The sequence below is a fragment of the Myroides sp. LJL119 genome (genome assembly GCF_054871605.1).
Genome location: NZ_JBTXLO010000005.1, coordinates 1 through 24,137, shown reverse-complemented (window position 1 = coordinate 24,137; position 24,137 = coordinate 1). Strand labels below are relative to the sequence as shown.

At 34.8% G+C, this 24,137-nt stretch carries 19 protein-coding genes and 1 other RNA gene; 10 read left to right on the top strand and 10 right to left on the bottom strand.

The annotated features are described in order from the left end of the window. Positions 1-154: 154 nt before the first annotated feature. On the bottom strand, positions 155-793 hold the full coding sequence (locus tag ACYSNV_RS07705; RefSeq protein WP_461761984.1) for a nitroreductase family protein: 639 nt from the start codon (positions 791-793) through the stop codon (positions 155-157). Between the two features lie 671 nt (positions 794-1,464). Here ACYSNV_RS07705 and ACYSNV_RS07700 point away from each other — a divergent pair. The 3 genes from ACYSNV_RS07700 (at position 1,465) to ACYSNV_RS07690 (ending at position 8,865) form a co-directional block, all read left to right on the top strand. Then, on the top strand, positions 1,465-6,801 hold the full coding sequence (locus ACYSNV_RS07700; protein WP_461761983.1) for a beta strand repeat-containing protein: 5,337 nt from the start codon (positions 1,465-1,467) through the stop codon (positions 6,799-6,801). A 34-nt stretch (positions 6,802-6,835) separates the two neighbouring features. Continuing rightward, positions 6,836-8,317 carry a hypothetical protein gene (locus ACYSNV_RS07695; protein WP_461761982.1) on the top strand — a complete coding sequence of 494 codons (1,482 nt, stop codon included), beginning with the start codon at positions 6,836-6,838 and terminating at the stop codon, positions 8,315-8,317. 92 nt (positions 8,318-8,409) lie between these two features. After that, positions 8,410-8,865 carry a PaaI family thioesterase gene (locus ACYSNV_RS07690; RefSeq protein WP_461761981.1) on the top strand — a complete coding sequence of 152 codons (456 nt, stop codon included), beginning with the start codon at positions 8,410-8,412 and terminating at the stop codon, positions 8,863-8,865. Positions 8,866-8,956: 91 nt separating this feature from the next. Here ACYSNV_RS07690 and ACYSNV_RS07685 read toward each other — a convergent pair whose 3' ends face one another. Next, a complete protein-coding gene (locus ACYSNV_RS07685; RefSeq protein WP_461761980.1) occupies positions 8,957-10,327 on the bottom strand; it encodes a Gfo/Idh/MocA family protein in 1,371 nt (456 codons plus the stop codon). Positions 10,328-10,467: 140 nt separating this feature from the next. Continuing rightward, complete coding sequence (locus ACYSNV_RS07680) at positions 10,468-11,667, bottom strand: pyridoxal phosphate-dependent aminotransferase (RefSeq protein WP_461761979.1); 1,200 nt, start codon at positions 11,665-11,667, stop codon at positions 10,468-10,470. A 206-nt stretch (positions 11,668-11,873) separates the two neighbouring features. Here ACYSNV_RS07680 and ACYSNV_RS07675 point away from each other — a divergent pair, with 206 nt between their 5' ends. Then, the gene (locus ACYSNV_RS07675) at positions 11,874-15,053 is read left to right on the top strand and encodes a cytochrome c biogenesis protein (protein WP_461761978.1); all 3,180 of its coding nucleotides are present in this window, start codon (positions 11,874-11,876) and stop codon (positions 15,051-15,053) included. 522 nt (positions 15,054-15,575) lie between these two features. Here the strand turns inward: ACYSNV_RS07675 and ACYSNV_RS07670 are convergent. Together ACYSNV_RS07670 and ACYSNV_RS07665 are read right to left on the bottom strand one after the other, a co-directional pair. Then, the gene (locus ACYSNV_RS07670; protein ID WP_461761977.1) at positions 15,576-16,295 is read right to left on the bottom strand and encodes a ZIP family metal transporter; all 720 of its coding nucleotides are present in this window, start codon (positions 16,293-16,295) and stop codon (positions 15,576-15,578) included. Positions 16,296-16,299: 4 nt separating this feature from the next. Continuing rightward, positions 16,300-17,031 carry a class I SAM-dependent methyltransferase gene (locus ACYSNV_RS07665; RefSeq protein WP_461761976.1) on the bottom strand — a complete coding sequence of 244 codons (732 nt, stop codon included), beginning with the start codon at positions 17,029-17,031 and terminating at the stop codon, positions 16,300-16,302. Positions 17,032-17,141: 110 nt separating this feature from the next. Between ACYSNV_RS07665 and ACYSNV_RS07660 the strand changes: the two genes are divergently transcribed. The 3 genes from ACYSNV_RS07660 to ACYSNV_RS07650 all read left to right on the top strand — a co-directional run bounded on the left by ACYSNV_RS07660 (position 17,142) and on the right by ACYSNV_RS07650 (position 19,347). Next, complete coding sequence (locus ACYSNV_RS07660; protein WP_461762086.1) at positions 17,142-18,287, top strand: THUMP domain-containing class I SAM-dependent RNA methyltransferase; 1,146 nt, start codon at positions 17,142-17,144, stop codon at positions 18,285-18,287. 6 nt (positions 18,288-18,293) lie between these two features. After that, entirely contained in the window at positions 18,294-18,527 is a 234-nt protein-coding gene (locus ACYSNV_RS07655) for a hypothetical protein (RefSeq protein WP_461761975.1), read from the top strand. A gap of 244 nt (positions 18,528-18,771) precedes the next feature. Further along, positions 18,772-19,347 (top strand): YceI family protein, encoded by a 576-nt coding sequence (locus ACYSNV_RS07650; protein ID WP_461761974.1) that lies wholly within the window; start codon positions 18,772-18,774, stop codon positions 19,345-19,347. Positions 19,348-19,454: 107 nt separating this feature from the next. On the opposite strand, the gene ACYSNV_RS07645 is transcribed toward ACYSNV_RS07650, so the two are convergent. Continuing rightward, a complete protein-coding gene (locus ACYSNV_RS07645; protein ID WP_461761973.1) occupies positions 19,455-20,159 on the bottom strand; it encodes a Sir2 family NAD-dependent protein deacetylase in 705 nt (234 codons plus the stop codon). Positions 20,160-20,199: 40 nt separating this feature from the next. Between ACYSNV_RS07645 and ACYSNV_RS07640 the strand changes: the two genes are divergently transcribed. After that, positions 20,200-20,925 carry a TrmH family RNA methyltransferase gene (locus tag ACYSNV_RS07640; protein ID WP_461761972.1) on the top strand — a complete coding sequence of 242 codons (726 nt, stop codon included), beginning with the start codon at positions 20,200-20,202 and terminating at the stop codon, positions 20,923-20,925. A 138-nt stretch (positions 20,926-21,063) separates the two neighbouring features. Here ACYSNV_RS07640 and ACYSNV_RS07635 read toward each other — a convergent pair whose 3' ends face one another. Genes ACYSNV_RS07635 through murQ form a run of 4 tightly spaced genes read right to left on the bottom strand, consistent with a single transcriptional unit; the run spans position 21,064 to position 23,313 of the window. Further along, the gene (locus tag ACYSNV_RS07635) at positions 21,064-21,858 is read right to left on the bottom strand and encodes a TerC family protein (protein WP_461761971.1); all 795 of its coding nucleotides are present in this window, start codon (positions 21,856-21,858) and stop codon (positions 21,064-21,066) included. Positions 21,859-21,869: 11 nt separating this feature from the next. Then, positions 21,870-22,256, bottom strand: a complete 387-nt coding sequence (locus tag ACYSNV_RS07630) for a DNA topoisomerase IV (RefSeq protein ID WP_461761970.1) — start codon at positions 22,254-22,256, stop codon at positions 21,870-21,872. An 8-nt stretch (positions 22,257-22,264) separates the two neighbouring features. Then, positions 22,265-22,495: a DUF6095 family protein gene (locus ACYSNV_RS07625; RefSeq protein ID WP_461761969.1), complete on the bottom strand. Its 231-nt coding sequence runs from the start codon at positions 22,493-22,495 to the stop codon at positions 22,265-22,267. 2 nt (positions 22,496-22,497) lie between these two features. Further along, the gene (gene murQ / locus ACYSNV_RS07620) at positions 22,498-23,313 is read right to left on the bottom strand and encodes an N-acetylmuramic acid 6-phosphate etherase (protein ID WP_461761968.1); all 816 of its coding nucleotides are present in this window, start codon (positions 23,311-23,313) and stop codon (positions 22,498-22,500) included. A 201-nt stretch (positions 23,314-23,514) separates the two neighbouring features. On the opposite strand from murQ, the gene rnpB reads away from it, so the two are divergent. Together rnpB and ACYSNV_RS07610 are read left to right on the top strand one after the other, a co-directional pair. After that, an RNA gene (rnpB, locus tag ACYSNV_RS07615) (RNase P RNA component class A) lies at positions 23,515-23,834 on the top strand. A gap of 93 nt (positions 23,835-23,927) precedes the next feature. Next, the coding region (locus tag ACYSNV_RS07610; RefSeq protein ID WP_461761967.1) for a transposase at positions 23,928-24,137 on the top strand (210 nt) is incomplete at its 3' end.

Sequence of the window (24,137 nt, the reverse complement as noted above, 5' to 3'; positions counted from 1 at the left end):
GCTTTTATATAGATAAACAAAACCAATAGTTTTAATAGGTTACTTTGTATTTATCATAGGTATTGGAGATTTGGCTATTTGAATAAAAAAAATACCCTTTTTAAATTACAATTAAATTAAAAAGGGTACTAAAACTTTATTTTAATAAAGTTTACTATTTTTTATAATCCACTACTAATTGCTCCACCCCAATTCTAAATTTAGGCAATTGAGAATTCCAGTCCTTTTCAGGGTCTTTGTAACCTAAATACAACAATACAGTACTGCGAAGTCCCTTGGCAGGTAAATCTAATACTTTGTCTATCACCTGGGGATCGAAACCTTCAGCCGGGGTACTGTCAATTCTAAGTTCAGCTGCTTGCGCTATGGCTAAGCCAAGACCAATGTAAGCCTGTTTTGCTGCGTGATCAATCTGTTGTTGAACCTCCCAGGTTGCAAGTTCTTTTTTTAAACCATCGGTGTAGGAATTAAATCTACCTCTTGGTAAATTTTTAGCATCGGTTGTTTGATCATATACCTGATCAATTGCATGATCGGTGTATTTATCCCAAGCAGCAAACACTAAAATGGCCGAACAATCTTTCATACATTCAGGATTTAAAGCCCCAGGGGTTAGTAAATCTTTTGTTTTCTGATCCTGTACAACAACAACTCGATATTGTTGTAAGCCCGATGAGCTGGGTGCTAAATTTATGGCTTGTAGAATTTTGTTTAAATCTTCTTGGTTTATTTTTTTTGTTGGATCATAGGCCTTTGTAGCAAATCTCCATTTTAAATCTTCAATTAAACTCATAATCGACTTATTAATTAAATTTTGTTCACTTTATATTTTAAAGATAAATAGTTTTTTTTCAGATTAGCGTTTATTTAGAAATATTTATCTCGATTAATTGAAATTTTAGAAACTTTTAGTACATACTTTGGATTACTTTAACCTTAAAAAACAATCATTTACAGAGGATACTTACCCGTTTTAAAGGCCACTTTAGCTAGTTTTGAAAGACTTTTTAATTTGAAATAAATAAAAAACTTTAGATAATAGGATTTAACCCTCATGTTTAAATGTCTATTAGTGGTATAATTTACAGGTACTTGCCTTTTTACTTTTTTTTAAAAAAAAGCTATTCTCACTCTATTAATAGCTCTTAAAACCCCATGTTTGTTATATGTTTTTTTACATTAAAATTTGTTAAAGAATATGATTTTTTTCGATTTTCATTTGATATTTTTACTTTAGTTTGTTAAATTAGAAAAAATTAATGTTAAAAAGAGTTTCAAAATGATTAAATTTGGTTAATACCTCAAAAGCCATTTTTCACGGTAAATGAAACAAGGAAAAACGGTTTTATAAATTATAAGAATCAAAAATAAAAAATGAAAAAGGCTCTTTAAATACTGGTAAAAATTTAGGATGGTTATTTTCTAGAGAAGGAAAAATGCAAAATAAATATTAAGAAAAGGTTTATGAAAAAAAAAATTTTATCTGTTGGTTTGTTGTTTATTTCAACAGGTCTTTTAGCCCAAGTTGGAATAGGAACCCTTAAGCCTAATGCGGCGGCACTTTTAGATGTGAAAGTAGAGGATAAAGATTACAAAGGGGTATTGCTTCCTCGTATACCATTGGAGTCCAATACAGATACCACCACTATTTCTATTAATGGTGACTCCGAGAGTTTGTTAATCTATAATACAACTTCAAATAGTGTATTACAACCTGGATATTATTATTGGTTCGGTAAACAATGGGTTCGGTTAATAAACTCAGAGGATACCACTGGCTCTGGGGGTGTTTCTAATGAACGCTTTGTTGTAAATCTTAAAACCCAAAGTCTAGAGCTTTTTGATACAGATGGCAAAAGTGTATCTATACCCTTATCGGAAATTAATATTTTAAGTACTTTAACCAAAGAGCCCAACGGGGTTTATCTCTACACGGATGAGAGTGGTGCCAAAACCCTGGTGGATGTACCGGGGGATGTGATTAATAATATTTCAGAGATTTTAAATGATCAAAGTGTTATAACAGAAATCCAAAATCAAATTGTTCAATACCAGCAATACCTATTTAACATAATAGCAAGTAATGGAAGACCTTTACAAACCTCAGGTACTTCTTTAAGTATAATGCCCCAGAACAATACTGCTTTATTGTCTGAACTATCCATTGATGTATTAGACAAAGGAATAGCACCTATAAAAATTGAGCCGGCCCAATTTGAAGAAAATTATCAAAATGGGAATTATATTTTAGCAACCACCAATGGACAGGTAAGATGGGTAAGGCTTGTTTCTGATATTATAAGATGGGGACTTAATAGTCAGGAAAAAATAACTCTTTTAATTCCCGATCCAGAAATCGATGGTAAGTTTACATATTACAATGAAGCAACGATCAATAAAGAAGGAGATATTTATAGACCTGGTGTTACTATTAATTCAAATACGTTACAAATAGATAATTTAAATGATGTATTTGTTTTCAATGATGGACAAAGTAGATATGATGGAACTCCTCTTGCCATTATAGATATACCAGGGGTGGTTAACAATAAGGTTGAGACAATTTTGAAATCGGAAACGGTTCAAAATGAAATCGTTAACTTGGTTAATGAAAATGGGAAAAACGCCAGTTCGCAAGATCAATCAATTGCTTTTAGCGATCCAAATAAAGTTTTTCTAAAACCATTAGATATCACCGTGGCCGACAAGGGAATTAGTAATTCAAAAATTGCAGACCAGGCAGTGGATACTCGCAATATGATTCCCTACAATGACAATGCTGTTTTGGCAACCACCTATAATTCAACCACCGGACAGACAAGGGTACAGTGGGTGGGGCAAAATAATCCAATTTGGGAGGAAATTATTCGTAACAATGAAACAGTTACTCGTTTAATAGATAATTCAAATGGTACTTTTACTTATTTTAATGAGCAATCATCGGTGGATTCTCAAGGAAATCCTATAGGTGGGATAACTTTTAATGCAAATACATTAACAATTAGCCAAGACCAAGATAATATCTATGTTTTTACTGATATGGATAGTACCACGCCCCTTGCAATTATTGATACCAGAGCCAATAGTATTATTTTTGAGGGAGATACCATAGTTTATGACAATGTTCAAGATGCTATTACTGACATTATTAATCGAATTGAATCATTAGAGAATCAAAAACAAGAAAACGGTAATTTACAAGGTGATGGTATTGTTATAGGAGGTGCTTCTAATGGAGAGGCAGCCGTTTTAAAGGATGTGACTTTAAGTATAGCCGATGGTGCCATTACTCAAGAGAAAATGTCGGCTGGTTTGAACAAAGAAAATTTTGTACCTGTGGCCCAACAAGATGGTAGTGTAGTTTATAAGGATATAAACTCTACTATAAGTAAAAAGGGATTAACCCTGGGAGATTCTTTTTTAGCAACAGGGGATGTAAATACGGCTTTATTAAGCGAGGTTTCTTTATCAATTAAAGATTCTGGAATACAAAACAAACATTTAGCACCTTTAGGGGTTACTACCGATAAAATTAGCTCAACTCTTGATGGAGTTGATGCAGTAAAAAATTCAGTATTAGTATCTAATGGTAGTGGATTAGCAAGTTTTATTGCTCCCAATAGCATAGTCCAGGCCGTAGCTCAAGGCGATTTACAAGGAGCTTCTCCAGGTCCTATTGTGGTTAATAATGGATCAAATGTTTTATTTGGAAATGCAACGACAACCGTAGATATTAGTGAGGGTGGAATTAAAGAAAAGTATATATCTTTTCAGGCAGTAACCCAGGATAAACTAGCACCTCTTGCTGTGACTTCGGATAAATTATTTGCAGGACAAGATAACACAAATAGCACGCGTATTGCCTTGGCAGATCAACAAGGCAACGTGAGTTACCAACCCTTGTCTGTAGATTTATTAACCTCTGCCAAAAGCATACAAGGTGATGGTATTATTAAAATAGAAGGTGGAGATAATTCGGTATTAAGTGAAGTTAATTTATCTATAGAAAACTCTTCTGTTTCCGCCTTAAAACTAACAGGGGGACTAGGGGATAATAATAGAGTGGCAGTTTCTAATGACCAAGGAGAGGTGAGTTACCGAGCTTTACTAGTTTCTGATTTACCAGTGGGAGAAGTATCCACAGATGGCATCATACAGGTGTCAAAAAAAGATGGTGTTGTGTTAAGTGATGTAACGATTTCTTTAAACGATAATAGTATAGGAACTACCCAGCTTATAGATAATAGTATTACTAATCAAAAAATCGGTACCCAACAAATATCGGCCGATAAACTATCCTCTTTCGGTGCTACTCAGGGAATGGTACTAACAAGTTTCGGGGATGGTACTAGCTCTACAGTTAAGTGGGCACCTATAGCAGAAAGTCTTCCAAATATGGGGGCCAATTTAAATGGAGATGAAATTATTAACGTTGTAAATGGGGATGGATCGGTTTTAAAGGATGTTGAATTAAGTATTACGGATCATTCCATTACAATACAAAAGCTGAGTTCTGAGTCAGAAGATGCTAATTTAGTATTTGTTACAAATGGACAGGGGGGATTTGAATATACTACCTTGGATGCTATACAAGCCGATGGTGCAAAGTTAACATTGGGGGATGCCTTATCGTTAGAAGGAAATGCGGATAAAGCAGTTTTGGTTCCTATTACTATTGATGTGAAAGATGCTGGTATTACAACACAGAAACTTGCTCAAGAGTCTGTTACTGTGGCTAAAATTAATCCAGAATCTGCCTTAGAGAATAGCGTTTTAAGTGTTACATCTAACAGTCAAGTCGAGTTTAAACCTTTAAATCCTGCCGTTTTTTCAGATCAAGGTAAAGATTTATTAAATACCGACGGTTCAATTTCTGTGGACCCAGATAATAAAGCTTTACTTTCTGAGCTTATTATTGGAGTAGCTCAAAAGGGTATTAAAACCCAGCATATTGATTTAAATGCGGTGGGGTATACACAAATAAATTCTAAATTACCCTCTGCTACAAATATAGCCAATGGTTATGTGTTATCGGCCGATGGACAAGGTAATACTACCTTTTCTAGTTTGCAAGATATCGCTTCTGTACAAGGTAAGTCAATAACTACAGATAATTCCTTACTTGTAGCCACAGATAATAAAGCAGTGTTGCAAGATGTTCAAATAGTTGTAGCTCCTGGGGGGATTACAACCAAACATATTGGTGATAAAGCTGTTCATGTTAATCAAATTTCTTCACAAAGTCAAGATGTCTTTGAAAACTATGTTTTAGTTGCCGATGGATTTGGAGCTACCAAATATATTGACCCAAGTTCGTTTATAACTGCTACGGGAAAAAGTGCTACAGGAGGTACAGGTATTACTATTTCAAATGGAAGCGGTGCGGTATTACAAGATATAGAAGTAAGTATTAGTGATGGTGGAGTTGGCTCTGTGCAACTGGCCAGTGGAGCGGTAATTTCCCAGAAGATTGCCACAGGAGCTGTTACTAATGATAAACTTGCTGAGAATTCGGTAAATAGTACAAATATTATAAGTAATGCGGTGACTAGTGATAAGATTTTAGATGGCTCTATTGTTAATAGTAAACTTGCTGTTCAAGCAGTGGCAACAAACAATATAATAGATGGGGCAGTTAGTAGCTCAAAAATTGGCGATAAAGCAGTTTTAACTACTAAGTTAGCAGATCAGGCAGTAACGGAAATAAAGTTAGCAGATTTAGCCGTTAGTAGTTCAAAAATAGCTAATAGTGCCGTGCTAGAAAATAAATTGGGGGATTTAGCTGTAACTACCAATAAGCTTGGTGATAATGCTGTTACCACCAGTAAAATAGCCAATAACGCCGTTGTATCCGAAAAAATTGCAGGAGGACAAGTAAAAACTATTAATTTAGCAACAAATAGCGTAACTGGTGATAAGATTGCTAATTCTTCTGTATCTACAGATAAGATTATTGATTCTAGCGTTACAACATCTAAGATTAAAAATTTAGCTGTAACAAGTAATAAGATTAGTTCGGAAAATGCCGATTCCGGTTTTGTATTAACGGCCGAGGGAGATGGCACAGCTAGTTTTAAACCTGCCTCTGGCATATCGCAAGGAAGTGGTGAATTAATAGGTGACGGAGTCAACGGTCCGCTTGTTGTAGTTAATGGAGAAAATGCGACATTCAAGGATGTTACCGTGTCTTTGGCCCAAAAAAGTATAACTTCTAGTTATCTGGCAAATGCAGCAGTTAAAACTATTAATATAGATCAGGGAGCAGTGGCAACCAACCAGTTAATGGATTTGGCAGTGACAACCAGTAAGCTTAGTGATAAGTCGGTGGCAACAAGTAAAATAGCCGATAATGCTGTAACGGGACAGAAAATTCTCACCAATACCATTACCCAAGATAAATTCTTAACGGAAATTGGTACCACAGGCTATATTTTAACCTCAGATGGTCAAGGAGGGGCTGAGTTTTTACCACCTTCCTCTACAGGTAGTACAAATGTATTTTCTAAGCTTTTTTATATGCCACCAGTTTATGTAGATGTAGTTTCGGGTGCTAGTGGTGAATTAGATTTATATGGGGTCTATGCAAGTCAATTTGGAAAACCAATGGTTAGTAGCACAAATTCCCAAAATGCTTTACCTGTAGCTAGTAAAGAAAACCTTAATTATCATGTTCTTTATTATGATCAAAATGTATTTACTAGTGTTACGGTGGATGAAAATGGAACCATGAAATATACCACTGTAACTGGCGCCAAGCCTACAGCAAGGACGTTTTTCTCTATTGTTTTAGAACTTAAGTAATTATTGTTTGAAATCTGATGTAACAACAACACATATGAAGAAACTTAAATATTTTATAATAAGTGCCTTTTTTGTATTCTCTGTCTACGGACAAGAGACTTTAAATTCTACCAAAGAATACAGCTTTACTTCCTCTGATGGATCAAAGCCTACTTATATTACAGAAGCTGCAGCAATAAACAATAATGGACCAACAGGACGACAGAGATACACACCCGATGGAATACTTTTAACTAGTACAAGAAATACCTATGGTGGTTTTATGATTAATGATTTATTGGTTGATCTTCGAAAAGGGGCCAGATTTGAGTTTGATTATTCCATTTTCCAAGGTGAAAACGGATTTCCTTTAGGCGCGGGATTAACTTTTTTCATGTATGATTCTCAAGTGAACTTTCAGTTAGGTTATCACGATTCAGCTCTTGGTTATAGTTATAATGAACAAACAGGTGTTGGCTTTCACGATGGTTTACAAGGAGGCTATTTGGGAATTGCCTTGGATGTTGCAGGTAGGTTTTATCTAGGAGCTGATAAATTAAGTAAAGTCTACGAACACCGTGAAGGAATAACCGCTACAAACTTCACACAAGCAGGTTATCCCGGATTAGAACAGTTTAAATGGCCATTTGCAGGTAGTCATTTAACTCTTAGAGGTGCTTTAAATTCAAAAAAAGGAAACTATTATAGGGGTACGGCAGTATTAGTGACAAAAAGTTATCCAGGTATGAAAACGGCTAATGATCAAATTAGCATGGGAACTTTAGATTATAATACAGGTCAGTATAATTTTCAAGCCAATCCCAATTCTGTTGATTTTGACATTGGTAGCGCCTGGACGTCCACCCAGCCGGTATTTAATAGAATTACTGTGGATATGTCTCCAATAAAAGATAGTGATGGCAATCAGGCTATGTTAATTTTTATAGAAGCAACGGATGATAAGGGAAAAACTACTGTTTTATTAGACAACTTTATTTATCAGCAATCTTATCAAACTTATGATCAAAATGGAAATATTTACACCGGGAGTGCTATAATACCAAAGGCAGTTCGCATTGGTTTTTCAGCCTCAGCTACTTTAACTAGCCAAGGAAAAGTAATGATAGGGAATTTAAAAGTTACTTCGGGAAATGGTTTTGATCTACCACCAGTTGCCCAGCAGGTTTGTGTAAGTGATTCGGGTAATAGTCTAGGAGCTACCGCAGAAATTACGCCGTTTGATAAGGACAAGGATAATATTAATGTTAGTACATTTAATTTCCTGGACGCGTCAAATAATCCGGTGGGAATGGTATATGAACAAAACTATGTAGGGACTTGGAGGTATGATCCTACCCAGAATCTTGTTACTTTAGTTGTTTCTAACCCAAGTGTATCGCCCCAGACAACCCTGCAGGTTAATTATATAGTTGATAATACCTCAGGAGAAACCTCAAGTGCCTCTAGTATTGAATTACAAGCCCTAGCCTGTGGTGCTTTTATAAATACCAATGTGCGAAGCCCTGGGGGCGAGTAATAAAAAAAGAAAGTAGGTGGATTTTATCTGTACTTTGCATTGCTATTAATTAGGTAATTATTATATTGGCAAATCAACCAAAATAAAAAAATATGATACAAACCGCCATACAGGATATGTACCCAGAGGATTTAGCACATTGTTATGGATGTGGTAAAAATAACCCACAGGGACATCAGTTAAAGACTTTTTTAAAAGATGACAATACAACGGTTTCTTATTTTACTCCTGATTTAAAATATACAGCCATACCCGGTAGTGTCTATGGGGGATTAATTGCCTCTTTATTAGATTGTCACGGTACAGCCTCTGCAGCTGCATTTGCTAGTTTAGATAAGGGAAATGATTTGAAAGATGGAAATTTAGCATTTCGTTGTGTTACTGGAAATTTAAATGTAAGTTTTAAAGCTTTAACTCCTATGGGACAGGAGCTTGTTATACAAGGTAAACTCAAGTCCATTGAAAGACGTAAAGTAACGGTTTGCATGGAATTGTATGCAAACAACACACTTTGTGCCACGGCAGAGATTTTGGCCATTACACTATAAGAATTATTAATTTTAATATATAATATAAAACCCTGAATCATTTGACTCAGGGTTTTGTATTAGATAGGTTTTCAAGTAAAACTATTTATATTTAGTACTGATCGTTAGATCCGAAAATTGTTTTACGGTTTTTGTATTTGCCTTTTGTGAAATCTGGCATTTCTTGTACTTGACCATTCTCGGCAATTGATTTTTCACTAAGAGGAGTCACCGCATACCAAGTGGCCATATCATAAACATCAAAAGGGAATTCGACATTTTGTTTAATACTTTCAATAAAAGCATTAATCATAAAGTAGTCCATTCCTCCGTGACCCGCGCCAACAGCTTTGGCCTCATTTTTTTTCCAAAGTGGATGATCGTACTCTGTTAAATACTCCTGGGCATTAGCCCATTGATGTGAATGATCCATTTCCTTTTCAAAGTAGATAAATCCTTTATCAAAACCTCCAGTGGAATATTCTTGCCAAATCCCTTCGGTTCCTTGTACTTTAAATCCTAAGTTGTAAGGTCTTTGTAAAGAGGTATCATGTGTTAAAACAATTGTTTCTCCGTTTTCACATTTTAAGGTTGTAGTTACAATATCTCCTTGTTTAAATTCTACTTTAGCATTAGGATGATCTGCCCCACCGTTATCAACAATATACTTATTTAAACCTCTAGCCTTAGAGGCCATGGAAGTTAAATAGGTAATTCGATTTCCGCGGTTAATATCAAACATAGCCGCAACTGGACCAAGTCCATGTGTTGGGTAAAGCTCTGCGTTTCTATTTACATAATGGTCCGTTCTCCAGGTGGCCTCACTAAAGCCTTTATCTCCAAATTCAACACCATTTCCATAGGGTTGTTCCCCGTCGTTGAAAAGTACATTTCGTAGATCGTGTTGATATCCTCCTGTGGCATGAATCATTTCTCCAAACTTTCCTTTTTTAACCATATTAAAGATGGCCATTAAATCACGTCGGTAACATACATTCTCAAGCATCATAAGAGGCACTTTTGTTTGTTCATAGGCATCAATGTAGTTCCAACATTCCTGTAAGGTCATAGCTCCACACACTTCCATACCAACAATTTTTCCTGCTTTCATGGATTCAATACCTTGAATCTCGTGCCATTCCCAAGGCGAGGAAATAATAACAGCATCAACATCGTCTCTTTGTAGAATTTTACGGTAGTCATAATCACCGTCTGCATAAACTACAGGTTGTTTTTTGTTGTGCTTGTCCACAATTTTTTGTGCTCTTTTTATCATTCTAGGCTCGGGATCGGCCATGGCAATTACCTCCACGTCATCACGTTTAAGTAATTCATCTAGGTGTACTTGTCCGCGCATACCCACAGCAATCATGGCAACTCTAACTTTTTTAGCATCTTTATTAAACGCAAATAAAGAATTGGGTAGAATTAAAGAACCAAATCCGGCTACGGCAGAGGTCTGGATGAAATTTCGTCTGTTCATTATTTATAATGAGTTTTTAAGGTTAGGTTTATTCAAATTTAAAGTAATAGTTGGTATAAAAAAATTAAGCATTGATTAAATATCAATGCTTAATTGTAAATGTTTGAAAAACAGACCTCTATTCTATGTTAAATTTTAACTTATTTTTCTATGTCTTTATAAACCTCTAAGGCTCTTTTTAATATCTTAGCTGAGGCAAGTAAATCTTCTTGCTTTAAAACATAAGCCATACGAACCTCATTTTCTCCTTTACCCGGTGTGCTGTAAAATCCAGCGGCAGGAGCAAGCATTACAGTTTGTTTGTCTAATTCAAACTCTTCTAATAACCATTTAGAGAATTCCTCTGCACTTTTTACCGGAAATTGAGCAACGCAATAAAAAGCTCCGTGAGGAACCGCTACCTTTACTCCTGGTATTTCTTGTAAGGCCTTAACAAAGATGTCTCTTCTTTGTTTGTATTCGCCAATTACCTGTTCAAAATAGGATGCAGGAGTTTCAAGGGCAGCCTCAGATGCAATTTGGGCAAAAGTAGGTGGCGACAAGCGAGCTTGTGCAAACTTCATGGCTGTTTGAATTAATTGTTTGTTTTTTGAAACAATACATCCAATTCTAGCTCCACACATACTATATCTTTTAGAAACCGAGTCAATCATTATGGCGTGCTGTGCTAATTCTGGAATACTCATCACAGAGATATGTTTGTATCCATCGTAGGCAAATTCGCGATAAACTTCATCGGCAATTAAAAATAAATCGTGTTTTATAACCAATTGGGTTAATTGCTCCATTTCTTGCTCAGAGTATAAATAACCGGTAGGATTTCCTGGGTTACAAATAAGTATAGCTTTGGTTTTTGGAGTAATCAGCTTTTCAAATTCACTAATTGGAGGTAGTGCAAAATTATCTTCGAATTTACTTGTAACAGGTACTATCTCTACTCCGTTACTTGTCGAGAATCCATTATAATTTGCATAGAAAGGTTCAGGAATAATAATTTGATCCCCTTGATCTAAGGTACTAGCTAAAGCAAACATTAATGCCTCGGATCCTCCGGTTGTGATTATAATATCTGAAGCATCGACATTTAGATTATGTGATTGGTAGTATGCTGCCAATTTTTTTCGATAACTTTCAAAACCAGCCGAATGACTGTATTCTAAAATTTCAATATCAGCATTTTTTACAGCTTGTAATGCTACCTGTGGTGTTTTAATATCAGGTTGTCCGATATTTAAATGATAAACATGATTTCCTTTTTGTTTGGCAATTTCAGCAAAAGGAACCAATTTTCTAATTGGTGATTCTGGCATATTTAAGCCTTTCTGAGAAATTTTTGGCATAGTTAATATGATTAATTTTAGAATATCATAATATAAAGACAGAAAAATATTTTTTCTGCTCTTTAAAAATTCTTGAATAATGCAAATGTATAGCATTTTAGTGTGCGCTCACAATAAAATCATAACTAAATAATAAGTTAAATTGCTCGTAGTACTTGTGTTTTTGGTTATTTTTGTTGCATTGTAAAACAATGTATTAACAACTCATGGACAAAAAAATTATATCTTTTATCTCATCTACAAGATTAATGGCTGTTTTATTTATTGTATTTGCAGTGGCTCTAGCTATCGGGACTTTCATAGAAGACCGTTATAACACAATCACTGCACGTATACTAATTTATAACGCCAAATGGTTTGAGATGATTATGTTGTTATTTCTTATAAACTTCATTGGGAATATTAAACGATACCAACTATTGAAGAAAGAGAAATGGGCAACATTAATGCTTCACGCAGCATTTATTTTAATTATGCTTGGAGCGTTTATCACGCGTTATATTAGTTTTGAGGGAATGATGCCAATTAGAGAAGGGGAAACCGCTGATAGCATTTACTCACAAGACACCTTTGTTACCGTTATGACCGATGGTGAATATCAGGGAGAGGTTAGAAGGAGAACTTTTGAAAAAGAAAAACTCTTTTCAGATCAAACTCCTAGGAAAAATGATTTCTCCATCAATCAAGAGTTCAACGGAGTTCCTTTTGAAGTAGTTTACAAAGACTTTATTATGGGAGCCGTCGAGCAGATTCAGCCTGATGAAAATGGTACTAAGTTTTTAAAACTTGTAGAGAGTGGGGATGGCGATAGACATGAACACTTTTTAAAAGAAGGAGAGGTAGTTAGTATTCACAATGTGCTTTTTGCCTATAATAAACCTACAGATGGAGCCATTAATATTTTGGAAGATTCCGATGGTTTTTACATGGAATCTCCTTTTGGTGGTAATTACATGGTTATGGCCGATCAAAGTACAGGAGATGTATTTGCAGGAGAGAAGCAGCCTTTAAATTTCCGTTCTTTATATTCGGTTGCTGGTACTCAATTTGTACTTCCGGAGCTACCGGTGAAAGGAAATATGATTTTGGTTTCCGATGGAGATTACAAAAACAGACACAACACAGATGCTTTAATAGTGACGGTAAAAAGTCAAGGTTTAGAGCAAGATGTAACTTTAATTGGTAAGGCAGGAAGAGTAGGAGAGCCGCAAAGTATTGAACTAGGAGATTTAGAATTTACCCTTATGTTTGGTAGTAAGATTTACCAAACTCCATTTCAAATACGATTAAATAAATTCATTGCAGCGAAATATCCTGGAACACAAACCAGTTACTCTTCTTTTGAGAGTCAGGTTACAGTTATTGATGGTAGCGAATCTTTCGATGCTAGAATTTACATGAATAATATTTTAGATTACAAAGGATATCGATTTTTCCAGGCAGAATTTGATAGAGATGAGAAAGGTACTATTCTTTCGGCCAATCATGACTTTTGGGGAACTTGGGTTACTTATGTAGGATATTTCTTTTTATACATTGGTATGTTAGCAATTTTATTTGATAAAAACACACGTTTTGGTGATTTAAGAAGCAAACTAGATAAAATTAGAGCCAAGAAAGCCTCTTTATTAAGTGTTTTAGTTTTGCTTTTCTCTGTTAGTGCTTTTGCACAACATGAGCACAAGACTCCTTCACGACCAGCACCTGCTGTGATAGATTCACTTGTTAAAAGTACAGCTGTATCTGCCGAGCATGCCGCTAAATTCGGAGAGCTTGTTATTCAAGATTACGGAGGACGTATGAAACCCATTAATACCTTCGCTTCTGAACTCTTAAGAAAGGTGTATAAAAAAGAAACTTATCAGGGGTTAAATCCCGATCAAGTTTTCTTATCCATGACTCAATTTACAGTCGCTCAGCAAATTCAAGGAGCTCCTAACTATTGGTATTATGCTCCTATTATCACTCTACCAAGAGGTAATGAGAAGATGACCGATATCTTAGGTCTGTCCAAGGGAACAAAGCATGCCGCTTTTATGGACTTTTTCGACGATCAAGGTAATTATAAGTTGACACAAGTGGTTGAGGATGCAAATCACTCACCGATTAAAAATCAATTTGATAAAGACTTCTTGGATATGGATGGGAAAATGGCGCTATTAAATGCAGCCTTTACGACTCGTATTCTGACTGTTTTTCCAATTCCAGGCGATGAGAATAATAAATGGGTATCTCCACTTGAGTTAAATGACGTGGAAATAACAGGTATGGATTCTGTTTTTACAAAAAGTATTCTACCAAGAATGTATGTTCCTACCTTGTTTCAAGCCAAAGAAACGGGAGATTACACCAAAGCAGATGAGTTTTTATCTCATATAAAAACCTATCAACAGACCATGGGTAAGCAAGTGATGCCTTCTGCCGATAAGATTAAATTTGAGATTAAGTATAATAAATATGACATCTTCAAGACTCTATATTCTTATTATATGTTGGTGGCCTTGTTTATGTTTGTTTTCATTATTGCAGATATTATCAAGTCTACTAAAATTAGTAGGTTATTTATCCGAATTTTCACTTGGGCTGTAGTTGTTTTATTTGTTATCCATACAGCAGGATTAGGAGTTCGTTGGTATGTTTCAGGACATGCTCCATGGAGTGATGCTTATGAATCGGTAATTTATGTGGCTTGGGCAACGGCATTATTTGGATTATATTTTGGTCGAAAAAGTGAGCTTACTATTGCCTCTACTGCCTTTGTGGTAGGAATGATTCTTTGGGGAGCGCATTTAAATTATATGGATCCAGCTATTGCTAATCTACAACCTGTTTTAAATTCATATTGGTTGATTATTCACGTTGCGGTTATTGTGGCTAGTTACGGTCCTTTTACCCTTGGGATGATTCTAGGGGTGGTTTCTTTAATCTTGATGATCCTAACTAACAGTAAGAATAAAAAGAAAATGGATCTTAATATTAAAGAACTTACCTATATCAATGAGATGGCATTAACAGTAGGACTTGTTCTTTTAACCATTGGTAACTTCTTAGGAGGTCAATGGGCCAATGAGAGTTGGGGACGTTACTGGGGCTGGGACCCAAAGGAAACTTGGGCTTTAATTAGTATTATGGTTTACGCCTTTGTAATCCACGCTCGTTTTGTACCTGCTTTAAGAGGAACATGGATTTTTAATGTATTTAGTGTTTTTGCTTTTTACTCTATTATGATGACTTACTTTGGAGTAAACTTCTATTTAAGTGGTCTACACTCTTATGCGCAAGGTGAACAGGTAATCACCCCGTCGATAGTGTGGTATTCTTTAGGGTTCTGTATCTTATTAAGTACAGCTTCTTATTTTGGTTATCGTAAATATTTGAAAAAATAATTAAATATTTAAAAAATATAAAAAAAAGGTCACTTTTAAAAAAAGTGGCCTTTTTCTCGTTTTACAAGGCTATAAAAAGGCAGATGAAAAGGCAGATAAAAAAATGGAGGAGTCTGTTATTTGTTTAACTATACTACTTGTTAAATCACAGGAGTTATAGGGTGTTTACACGGTAAACACCATTACTTATACACCTAGGGAATATTTACAAAGACAGATGTTTTGATAAGGACTGTTTCTTTGTTTTAAAAACATAAAAAAACACAAATAGTTTCTAGGTTAAAGACTATTATACTCAATTAAGTTTTGGTATCGGATCTGAAAAAGATAGGTACCTTTAAAAGCATCTTGGCTGCAAAAACTGTTACTAGTAGCGCGATAATTTATACAAAACAAACAGGCTATAGCAATAAAAAATGCCCCAAAAAGTGTCTAACTTTTTGGGGCATGCCTAGCTACTACTGTTTTGTTAGTTTATAGTATTAATTCTACACCGCTGGTTTTTCTATCAGTAGATTTTAATTATATAAAATAAGCTAAGATAACACCGGTTATAATAGCAAGTAATTTATTGATATTAAAACTATGGTCCTCATTGCTTTCAAATATAATGGTGGAGGAAATATGGAATAATATTCCTACCACTACCGCAGAAATTTGTGGGTAGTAATGATTTAAAAATTGCACATTTGTCGAGAGCAAAGTACCAAGGGGCGTCATAAGAGAAAACACCACCATGCAAAACAAAATTGCTTTTGCTTTCATTTGACCTTGAATAAAAAATACGGTTAATATAACCGATATAGGCAGATGATGAATACCAATACCCCAGGCAAGCTCTTGGTGCTTACTTAAAGGCATTCCCTCTAAAAGAGCATGAATACATAAACTAATGAATAAAAGCCAAGGGATTTTATCCAGTTTTTTATGTAAATGTACATGCCCGTGTTCGGCACCTTTGGAGAAATATTCCAAAACAATTTGAAACACAATACCAAGCATAATAAAAAACCCAATAAAACTCTTGTGATCTGAATGGTTATGATTACTTAGATCGTGGGTTATTTGATGTGCGCTTTGATAATCATATACCTCAGGAAGTAAATGAGTCACGGTGATGGTTAATAAAAACGAACCACTAAAAGCCATAAGTAGCTTGATGTGTTTTTTGTTTTTAGGTTGGATAAGTATAGCTATTAAATATCCAGCTATAACCGAAATAAAGGGTATTATGTAAACCATTAGCTTATTTAAAAATCATAATTAGTCTGTCGGATTCCTTAGGATGAAACTTACCAAGTTTATAATCTCCAAAGGTGTCTAAAAGGTACAATCCTTGGTTTTGCATCATTTGTTCAAAGTCTTTTACTTGTAGAGCTTTGACTTTTTCCGTGTAATTGTGTTGTTGGTCATCGGCAAAAAAGCTAATGTCCTTGTAAATAAAACCATCTTGATATCTACGGGTAATATCAAAAGTTATTCCTTGTACTGTTTTGGTTTCTTTTTCCACCAAATTAGCCAAGACTTTCTCTACATTAAAAAAATCAATAACCCCTAATCCATATGGACTAAGACCGCTGCCCATTGCTTGTAAAGTTTTTTGGTTATCTTCTGGTTCACAGAAATAGCCAAAGCTTGTAAATAAATTAAAAATAGCATCAAATTTTTGATCTACCGGCTCTCTCATATCGTGGACTTGAAAACAAAGTGTAGGATTTTCAAATTCTTTGGCCGATTCAATGCTATTGGTGGATAAATCCATACCCGTTACATCATAACCTAAGGAATTTAAATAAACACTGTGTCTTCCTTTACCACAGGCTAAATCTAAAACTTTCGCCCCAGGGTCTAAGTTTAGATAATGTGTTAAGTTATCAATTAATAATTCAGCTTCTTTTTGATCTCTATCTTTGTACAAAGTATGGTAATATGGAGTGTCAAACCAACTCTTATACCATGCTTTTTCATGTTTAGGCATACTTTTGTTTTATAATCTTTTATTAGCCTACAAATTTACTTTATTTTTGTGGATTAAAACGAGTAAACAAATTATTCCTAAATATATTTATAGAGATGGAAAATTTTAAGATGGTTGCTAAAACTTTTTTCGGTTTTGAAGAAACTTTAGCTAAAGAATTGCAAATCTTAGGAGCAATGCATGTAAAACCTGGGGTACGTATGGTAAGCTTTCAGGGTGATAAAGGTTTTATGTACAAGGCAAATTTAGCTTTGCGCACTGCTTTAAAGATATTAAAACCTATCCACCAATTTGCGGTATATAATGAGGCTAATTTATACAAGGGGATCCAAAGTATTGATTGGAGTCAGTATTTAACTGCTGATCAAAGCTTTGTAATTGATGCGACCGTGTTTTCGGATAATTTCAACAATTCTTTATTTGTTGCTTTAAAAAGTAAAGATGCTATTGTGGATCAATTTCGTGAGAATACCGGAAAAAGGCCAAACATCGACAAGGATTATCCAGATTTGAGAATTAACGTACATATTCAAAAAGACTTATGTACCGTATCTTTAGATTCCTCCGGCGCTTCTTTACACCATAGAGGATATCGTACTGCCACAAACATCGCACCGATAAACGAGGTGCTTGCCGCCGGTATGTTATTAATGAGTGGTTGGGATGGGCGATCTGATTTTTTAGATCCCATGTGTGGATCAGGTACTTTGCTAACCGAAGCGGCTATGATTGCATGTAATATTCCTGCTAATATTAATCGAAAAGAGTTTGCCTTTGAGCGTTGGAGAGATTGGGATGCCGATTTATATGAAAAAATTGAAGACTCTTTAATGAAAAAGGTTCGTGAATTTCACTATACAATCAAAGGTTATGATAAAGCTCCCTCTGCGGTATCTAAGGCCAGAGATAACGTGCGAAATGCTAATTTACAAGATTATATAGATATACAGGAGGTCAATTTTTTTGACACCCAGAAAACCACCCAAGGGCCATTACATATGGTATTTAACCCTCCTTATGGAGAGCGCTTAGATATTAATCTGGAGCGTTTTTACCGTGAGATAGGGGATACTTTAAAACAAAGTTATCCAGGTACCCAGGCATGGTTTATTACCGGTAATGTGGAGGCATTAAAGTTTGTAGGTTTAAGACCCTCTAGGAAAATTAAATTATTTAATGGTAAATTAGAGTCTCGTTTTGTAAAATACGAGCTTTACCAAGGAAGTAAAAAAGGAAAATATTTAACTAAAGAATAAGTAAACATGAAAGCAAGTACAAAATCTTTACTATTACAGTTCTGCAGTTTTGCAGTGTTTTTTATAATAGCTCGTGTATTACTGGCTAATTTGACCCAATTACAAGGCGTGTGGCTATCTATTGTCAGTGGGATTGTGGCAACGGTTTTAGCTCCTCAATTTAAAGTTTTTAAAACCGATAAGGGAGAAAAGGTTTGTATGAAATGGATCTTTATGAAAAAAGTTAAAGTATGGAATTAATTTCCCAAAAAGCTATCGCGTTTAGTGATAGCTTTTTTGTTTTTATATCTTGGACTTTTTGACTTGATCAAGCCCTTGACGCATTTTATAAATAAAAAAGGGTAGGCTAACTTTTGTGATTTATATCAATTCCCATAATATCCAGGATTGTTTTTATAAATAGTACGTTCTTAATGTAGGTTAAGGGGTTTGTGTTTTTGTGGCTTTATCTTTGCAATAGAATTTAAAAATACAAATATAGATTATGAAAAAACTAACATTACTTTTAGTTGCTGGTTTATTCTCAGTGGCTAGTTTCGCACAAGACAAATGGAATGTAGATACCTATCATTCTTTTTTAAACTTTTCGGTTAAACATTTAGGAATTTCTTATGTGGATGGAAGATTTGATTCTTACCAAGGTGAATTTACTGGTAATCCCCAGGATTTAACCCAGGGAAGTTTTAATTTTACGGTAGATTTAAACAGTGTAAACACTGGAATTTCTATGCGTGATGATCACTTAAAAAGTGCTGATTTCTTTGACACGGCAAAGTACACTAATATGGAGTTTGAAAGTACTTCCATTAAAAAAATCGCAGGAGATAAGTATGCTTTAAAAGGAAACTTAACTATAAAAGGAATTACAAAACCGGTAACTTTCGAGTTAGTTTATGGTGGATTATTAGCCGATGATGGACAAGGAAACACGAAGATAGGTTTTCAAGCCAATACAACAATTAACCGATTTGATTTTGATATTGCTTACGATCCAACCGGACAGGCTATAGCAAAAGATGTTCAGATACAAGTTAATTTAGAGTTTAATCAAGTAAAATAATTTAAACTCTTTTAAGTAAGAAAAATAAGCTTTGTTAAACAAGGTGAAAACAACGCCCCTTAAAGTACCAAACTTTTCGGGGCGTTTGTGCTTGTTTTAAAATATTTTTAATCTGTACTTTGACTATCTTGTATTAACTCAGGCATTAAGGACTTTAAACCACTGGTTGCTTTGTCTTTTATTAGCCTAATAGGTTGATTGCTATTTGTAGTTAAACTAGCATTGGGATCTATATAGAATATCTTAGCACCTTTTTTTGCATATTCTACCAAGGAAGCTGCAGGATAAACTTGCAGGGATGTCCCTATGATTAGAATAATATCGGCTTGCTGGGTTTTTTCAATAGCCAGGTCCATTAACGGTACCGTTTCCCCAAACCATACAATATGCGGCCTTAAGTAATGGCCTAGTTCATTGGTGTGATGTGGTAGTAAATCTTTCTCCCAGGGATAAATTAAATTAGAATCTTGTGTACTTCTAACCTTTAGTAGTTCACCATGGAGGTGGATTATATTTTTACTTCCTGCTTTTTCATGTAAGTTATCTACATTTTGGGTGATAACGGTAGTTTGATAGTATGTTTCTAGTTCACAAATAAGTTTATGGGCTAAATTTGGTTTACAACAAAGTACTTGTTTTCTTCTTTGATTATAGAAATCCAGTACGATTTGTTTATTATCTAACCAGCCTTGTAAAGATGCCACTTGCATAATATCATGTCCATACCAAAGCCCATCGAGATCTCGGAAGGTTTTTATACCACTTTCTTGACTAATTCCAGCTCCAGAGAGCACAACTAAACGTTTTTCCATATTATTGTTACCTTTGCACTTTGAAAAAACGAAAGATAAAATGAATAATTCACAAAAGCTATTTCAAGATCTAGAATATCTAGAGTACTTAGAAACTTTTCTAACTCCAAATAGAATTGAGCGTTTTGAACAAGTATTGCAAAACCGTACCAATCATATTACCATTGTAGCAGAGGATGTTTACCAAATGCACAATACAAGTGCAGTTATGAGAAGTTGTGAGGTTTTTGGGGTTCAAAACCTAGGAGTAATAGAGCAAAAGTTTGGAAGAACCATAGATAAGGAAATAGCATTAGGCGCGCAAAAATGGGTAGATATAAAACGTTATAACTCCGCCCAGGAGTCGGTAGAGCTATTAAAACAACAAGGATATCAAATCGTTGCCACCACACCACATGTTGATGCCTGTTATTTAGAGGACTTTGATATTACCAAAGCTTCGGCTATTTATTTTGGAACAGAAAAAACAGGACTTTCGGATTACATCATGCAAAATGCGGATACTTATTTGAAAATACCGATGGTAGGTTTTACAGAAAGTTTAAATATTTCGGTTTCTGCGGCTTTGGTAATTCAGAATTTAACCTCGCGTATTCGAAAAAGTGATTTGAATTGGAAATTAACACCCCAACAAATTATAGAAAAAAGAATTGATTGGGCTCGAAAGACCATTAAGGATATCGATTTTGTTACCCAAAGATATCTACAGGCTAAAGAAAAAGGAGAATTAATTACAAAAAGCAATTGTGATTTTCCAAGACTTTAATACAATTAAACATAGAACTTAGATAAAAAAAACAGGTAACTAATAGCAAATATTTAGCTTTTAGATACCTGTTTTTTTTTCGCTGTTTTAAAACAAACTATTTTACGGTTATTTTTAGTTTAAAACTAAAAATTCTAGTTAGTGATTTTTAGTGCCTTTTCTAATTTTCATATTAATAAACTCTACAATTAAGGAAAAAGCTATTGCAAAATACAAATATCCCTTTGGTACAGCTCCGATATGTTGTCCGGCAAGCACAGCATTAGAGATATGCATACTTTCTGTGGTAAGCATAAAGCCAATTAAGATTAAAAAAGAAAGGGCAAGAATTTGAATAGTAGGATTATTATTTACAAAACTGCCAATTGGCACAGCAAAGACCATCATAACACCCACCGAAACTATTACTGCAGCCACCATTATATACAATGCTCCTTGAAGCCCGTTTGTCATTCCCACAGCAGTTAAAATACTATCAATGGAGAAAATAAGGTCAATCATTAGGATTTGTATTAAAATATTAGCAAAGCTCTTTGTTGCAACTCCTTTAAGGCTACTTGCCGTTTTTTCGGGCTGTTGCTCTTGAACATGAGCTACTTTCTCATGGATTTCTTTGGTAGATTTATATATTAAGAATATTCCCCCGGCCAGTAAGATTAATGCTTGTCCATTAAACTCTGCGCTGAACCATTTCCAGTGTACACTAAAAAGTGTTTTTTCCATTTTGGTTAACCAAGTAATTCCAAATAAAAGGGCAATTCGTAAAAACATAGCTAGGAATAATCCTATTCTAGTGGCTTTTTTTCTTTGATGTTCAGGTAGTTTTCCCGTTACAATAGATATAAATATCACATTGTCTATTCCTAGAATAATTTCTAGAAAAGTTAGGGTTAAAAACGCTACAATGGCATCTGGGGTAAATAATACTTCCATGAGGTAGTTTGTTATAGATCGGAAACTTTGGTTAAGGTTCCACGTTCTCGTCTTGAATCTCCTAAAATTCCGTATTCAAATACACACTGATCTCCATCGGTGGTAATTATTTTCATACTAACGGCTTTTTTCTCAGCCATGTTTTTTGGATGTAACTTTTGAAGGACGTACTCACAATCATTCACCCATCGAATAGAAGAGGTGTCTGTTTTGCCTTCGAAAGTTTCTATTTCATATTCTGGTGTACGCGTAAATCGAGAAATTTTCTCCTCTCCATTGATGGTTGCGACAAATTCAAAATTCCCAGTTTTAAAATTTTGACAATTTCTTTCTTGTTTATAACAAGATGTAGCAACTAAGGCTAATACGGGAAGAAAATAAAATAATTTAGCTTTCATAAAAATACTTATTTTGAAAAAAGTGATTTAATAATGGTTTGTAGCCCTTTGAATAATAAAAACATCGAACCTAGCATTAAAAAACAAGCCAGGGCAAATACGGGTATAAATAAAGGGTGATTTTGATTTTTTAAAGAACTGTAAAAAATAATAGGACCTATAAAAAATAGAGGTAGAGCAAATAATAAAAAGCGAACCCCTTTGTATAATAATTTTCGATCTGTGGTATGTTCTTGCATGTTTATTTATTTTTATAGCCTGTTAAGGCTTGGCGTACGTTTTTGTATTGATTTAATAATTGATTTGCTTTTTTGTATGAAATATCTAATTCCTGCATTAATATACTTATTCCTCTTTCCCTTAGTTTATTATTGGTCATTTTCATGTCAACCATGCTGTTTCCTTGAACCTTTCCAAGTAAAACCATCACAGAGGTAGAAATCATATTTAATACCATTTTTTGAGCACTACCAGCCTTCATTCTAGAACTAGCCGTTATAAACTCTGGACCAACGACAACTTCAATGGGGAACTCGACAATTTTAGCCAAGGGACTACCTAAATTACAAGTAATACAAGCGGTTTGAATTTGGTTTTCTTGACACCTTTTAACGGCGTTTAAAACATAGGGAGTTGTGCCTGAGGCTGCAATACCAATTACAAAATCTTTGGATGTGATTTTAAACTCTTGAAGGTCTAAAAAACCTTGCTCCATATTGTCCTCTGCATTTTCAACCGCATAACGAAGTGCAGTATCTCCCCCGGCAATAATACCAATAACCATTTGGGGATCTACCCCAAAGGTTGGAGGACATTCCGAGGCATCTAACACTCCAAGACGCCCTGAGGTACCGGCACCTATATAAAATAAGCGGCCACCTTGTTGAATAATCTCAACTATCTTTTGTACAACTACATTAATCTGTGGAATTGCCTTTTCTACGGCTATTGCGACCTTTTGATCTTCTTGATTTATCCAAGTAAGTATCTGTAAGGCATTAGCGTGTTGTAAATTGTCATAAAGGGAGCTTTGCTCGGTTGTTTTTGTGAAGTCCACGGTTATATAGCAATAGGTTATTGTTCAGACAAAAATAAGTAAAAATCTTTGCTTTACGCAACTTAAAGCACAGTAATATAGAGGCTTTAACGATGTTTTATACCTTGGAACTCAATCCAGGGAATTTTTTTAAAAGAAACAGAAATAATAAAAAGAAAAGATTCTTTTATATTACTTATTTTAAGCTTACTTTTGCCCCATGGTGCAGATCGCCTTATCGCTGGTTTTTATTAAAAGATCAGAGGAAAGTCCGGACACTACAGAGTGGTATAATGGGTAACGCCCATCCGTATCTTCTAGATATGAGGACAAGTGCAACAGAAAGTATGTACAGGTAATGCTGTAGTGAAACCAGGTAAACTCTATACAGTGAAATGCCATGTATATTTAGCGTTTAAGGGCTACTCGTCCGATGCTTAAGGGGTAGGCAGATTGAGCCATCAAGTAATTGATGGCCTAGATAAATGATAAGGATATGCCTTTGGCATATACAGAATCCGGCTTATAGATCTGCATTTTTTTTATATACCTATAAAGATAATTTATAAGTTAAAAACAAAAAAAAGCTTCATAGACATGCCCCAAAAAGTTAGACACTTTTTTGGGCATTTTTTATGAGTAGAAAACAGAATTATCAGTTTGATTTTAAACTTAAACTAGTGGAACTAGTCGTTAAGCAAGGGTACACAGCTCATTCGGTTTGTAGAGAATATAAAGTCTCCGCTGCTACTTTTGACTTTTGGTGTAAGCAATATCACTATCATGGAGCAAAAGGTTTGGAAAAACCTTCTGTTTCTAAGAGTTTTAATACGGAAGAAAAATTA